At 61.0% G+C, this 3,000-nt stretch carries 6 protein-coding genes; 1 reads left to right on the top strand and 5 read right to left on the bottom strand.

What is annotated here, in order from left to right:
• A partial coding sequence (locus APA10_RS15415) for a hypothetical protein (protein ID WP_250698534.1) occupies positions 1-182 on the top strand: 182 nt, incomplete at its 5' end.
• On the opposite strand, the gene APA10_RS09030 is transcribed toward APA10_RS15415, so the two are convergent.
• From APA10_RS09030 to APA10_RS09010, 5 genes are all read right to left on the bottom strand, one after another.
• Entirely contained in the window at positions 147-719 is a 573-nt protein-coding gene (locus APA10_RS09030; RefSeq protein WP_228120922.1) for a DUF2726 domain-containing protein, read from the bottom strand. The two genes, APA10_RS15415 and APA10_RS09030, sit on opposite strands and share 36 nt — an antisense overlap.
• Before the next feature lie 43 nt (positions 720-762).
• Positions 763-1,830 carry a Fic/DOC family protein gene (locus tag APA10_RS09025; protein WP_035367551.1) on the bottom strand — a complete coding sequence of 356 codons (1,068 nt, stop codon included), beginning with the start codon at positions 1,828-1,830 and terminating at the stop codon, positions 763-765.
• Positions 1,831-1,842: 12 nt separating this feature from the next.
• A complete protein-coding gene (locus tag APA10_RS09020) occupies positions 1,843-2,052 on the bottom strand; it encodes an antitoxin VbhA family protein (protein WP_035367548.1) in 210 nt (69 codons plus the stop codon).
• 207 nt (positions 2,053-2,259) lie between these two features.
• Positions 2,260-2,679, bottom strand: coding sequence for a single-stranded DNA-binding protein (locus APA10_RS09015; RefSeq protein WP_035367547.1), 420 nt, complete (start codon positions 2,677-2,679; stop codon positions 2,260-2,262).
• 12 nt (positions 2,680-2,691) lie between these two features.
• Positions 2,692-3,000, bottom strand: a 309-nt coding sequence (locus tag APA10_RS09010; RefSeq protein ID WP_250698533.1) for a hypothetical protein, incomplete at its 5' end; no start/stop codon positions are given.

Genomic DNA, 3,000 nt, shown 5'->3' with positions numbered 1-3,000 from the left:
CCCTTCGGGTTTTTGTCGTCGCCCTCCCGGCCGCCATATTGGCGGTGCTCTGCTTCATTCATGGTTCATCGCTGCTCTGGTCGGCTGGAATCCTCATCGCGTACAAGACATTCATCGCGGGCGGAGTGTGTGCGGCGCTGGCTGCCTTAGCGCGCTGGCCGCGCAAGTACCTGACGCGCTGACGGACCGGGCACGAAGTGCCCGGAAACGTCGAGCGACATCGATGGCGTAAAGCGTTGCAACGGAATGTTGAGGGCTTCCATCAGGTCGTTGACGAAGCGGTCGCGGTCCTGCCGCTGTCGCTGCTGGTGGCTTCTGTCATCGAGTTCGATGGCAAGGACCGGCCGCCCCGTCGCCAGTTCGATCACCACGAAATCAAGACTTTTACCGGCCACCCGATTCAACGCCTCGGGAAAGCGGCGTGGATCGACCACGATGCTTACCAACTCCGCAAGCCGCACCTGCGGGCAAACATAGTGTCCGGCTGGAATCTGCGACCGAAAGGCAAGAAGGGCACGGCGCTCCCAATCCGATAGAAGGGCTTTAGGCTGATAGCGTTTGCGCAGGATAGCTTCCCGCCCTGTCTGGTTCTGCTCGGGCAGTTCCTGCACGCTCTCGGCCGGCGTGCCGGGCGAGAGCGTCGCCAGCGTTGCCTCGCCAAGCGGCCGGCGGCGGACATGCCATACGACCGCACCAATTACGCAGGAGCCGCCAATCAACCAGAGCGTTTCGGGAGAAAGAAACAGGGCGCGGTCCTTCTGGTTAGCGGAGCTTCGGGCCTCGCGGCTTGGCTGCGGGCGCGTCCGGTTCCTTCATAACGCCTGCGGGGCTGGATCGCGCGCCCTGCCCTTTCTGCACCTGGCCGGACCAGTAGCTTGCAGCGCGCTGGCTGGCGGCGGGCTTTTCCTGCGCTGTACGGTCTGCCGCAGCTGCGGAGAACCCGGATTTGACAGTCACGGTCACATCGTCGCCTGAGGCCGCCCTCTGGCGGCCGAGATCCTGCGTCGGTACGACGATGATGCCCTTGCCCGTGTTCACGCTGCTGCTGTGCGTATCTGTGGCGAGCAGTACGCCCGTGATCTGTTCGCCGGGACGCGCGGTCCGTACGTCTTGGGCCAAAGGCTCCGCACCCTGCTGTCGCAGATGCTCGAACGCTGTCCGAAGGGCAGCCACCCTTCCGCGGTCCGTCGCGTCCTCGACCAGATGACGCATGGCCGGGTTGGCAGGGTCATCAGCACCCGCGATGGAGGCGGCCAGCATTCGCGGCTTGGTGATAACGGAGAAATCGACATCATGCCCATACTTCTGTCCAAGCGTGGCGATGAAGGCTTCCTGAACCCGCCCATTTCCCTCGCGGAAAGGATGGACAAAATTAAGCTCGGACATGACGCGACCGGCCACGGCGGAAAACTGCTCGACGTTAGAGCCCTTCAGGACATCGGGATCACGGATCGGCCGGAATGCCTCGGCCAGTCCGCGATCGAGCCTCGAACCCGGCAGGAAAGTCGTGCTGCCCTTGGTCATGAATTCGATAGGCTCGACCGGCCGTCCATCCACAACGGGCCGTTCGTTGCGCGTATGTCCGGCCCATTCGTAAATCTCGCCGAAGAGGTGCTGATGAATGGCTTTCAGGTGCGCCGCATCGAAATTACCGGCCGGGCCTGAGCCCAGCCGGATGTCGATCATGCGGTCACTGGTGATCCTGTATTCGGCCCGATTGAGTGCCGCGCGCGACCGCAGGTCCAGCCGGTTGCGCAAGACATCCTGCTGATCCGGATCGTTGGAATTGGTGGGATAGGTATAACCGCGCCCCGGATCGCCGGTACTCATGGCGGCCGCGAATTAGCGACCGGCCCGGATGGCGTCGCGCATCTCGCGGCGCAGGTCTTCGAGCGAAATTACGCCCCGGATATAGCGTTCGTTCGCCTCTTCGAGAACCGGATCATGGACATATCCCTGCCGGTAGTTTGCCGCCCGGGCTTCCTCGACGGCGCGACGACGCTGCGCGGATTCGTCTGCGCTGATCGGTCTGGCGGAAAGGGTCTGTCCCATCACGCTCACTCCTGACTGGTAAGCGGTCATAATAGCCGCTTTTGCAAGCGGAACCAAGAATTTATGGGGATGGTGTCGCCGCGTGTCTGCATCTTGCGAAGCAAATATGGGAGGGTAAACCCGTCACGCGACGACACGATAGCATGTGCGCGAACAGCCCTGAAAAATCAAGCGAAGAGCCGCCCGAAGACGGCTCCCCTCCCCTGCTTATTTCCGGTCGAACGGATCTTCACCCTCCCACTGGTCGGCCGGTGGAGCATCGGCCCCCTGCCCGCGCTGCTGTACGGGACGGCCCTTGAATTCGAAATCCATCGGATCGACGTACCAGATCGTGACATCATTGGTTGCGCCCTGCGGCCGGAACGTGGCTGAACGCAGATCACCCCGGACCTCAACCTGCCGCCCCTGTGTCGCATTTTTTTCGACATACTCGGCGCGCTTTTCCTGCCGGAGATCGACGCGGACTTCGACCCATTCGGTCAGCTCGCGCCAGCCGGTTTCGGACTGCTGCGAACGAACATTCTTCGAGCACGCTACGCGGAAAACCACATATCCGCCGCCGTTACCGAACGTCTTGCGCGTCGCATCCTTGCCGACACGACCAGAGAGATTGATGGATGGGAACATGGTTGAGCTCCTTCAATGATTGATAAGTGTGAGGTAGAACATCAGCGCGACGAAGCTGCCAAAACAGCAACAGGCAAGAGCGCCACAAAGAAGACAGCGCGGGTTTTCCAGAACGCCTTCTGATGGAGCCTCTGGGACTTCCGACAGATACGCGGCGGCAAAGAAAACAAAGGTTAAAACACCGAATACTCCGGCGAAAACAGACAGATAAACATCTGACATAGGGTTTACCCTCCCTCCACCGAGCGGCTGGGGACTGGTCCCGCCTTCCCGCCCGGTGTTCTTATTATATACACGATATAATAAGAGAGAGGCAAGAGA

The sequence above is a fragment of the Acetobacter pasteurianus subsp. pasteurianus LMG 1262 = NBRC 106471 genome, from assembly GCF_000285275.1.
Taxonomy (GTDB): domain Bacteria; phylum Pseudomonadota; class Alphaproteobacteria; order Acetobacterales; family Acetobacteraceae; genus Acetobacter; species Acetobacter pasteurianus.
The sequence above is the reverse complement of the archived record's forward strand: the minus strand, read 5'-3'. Positions and strand labels throughout refer to the sequence as shown.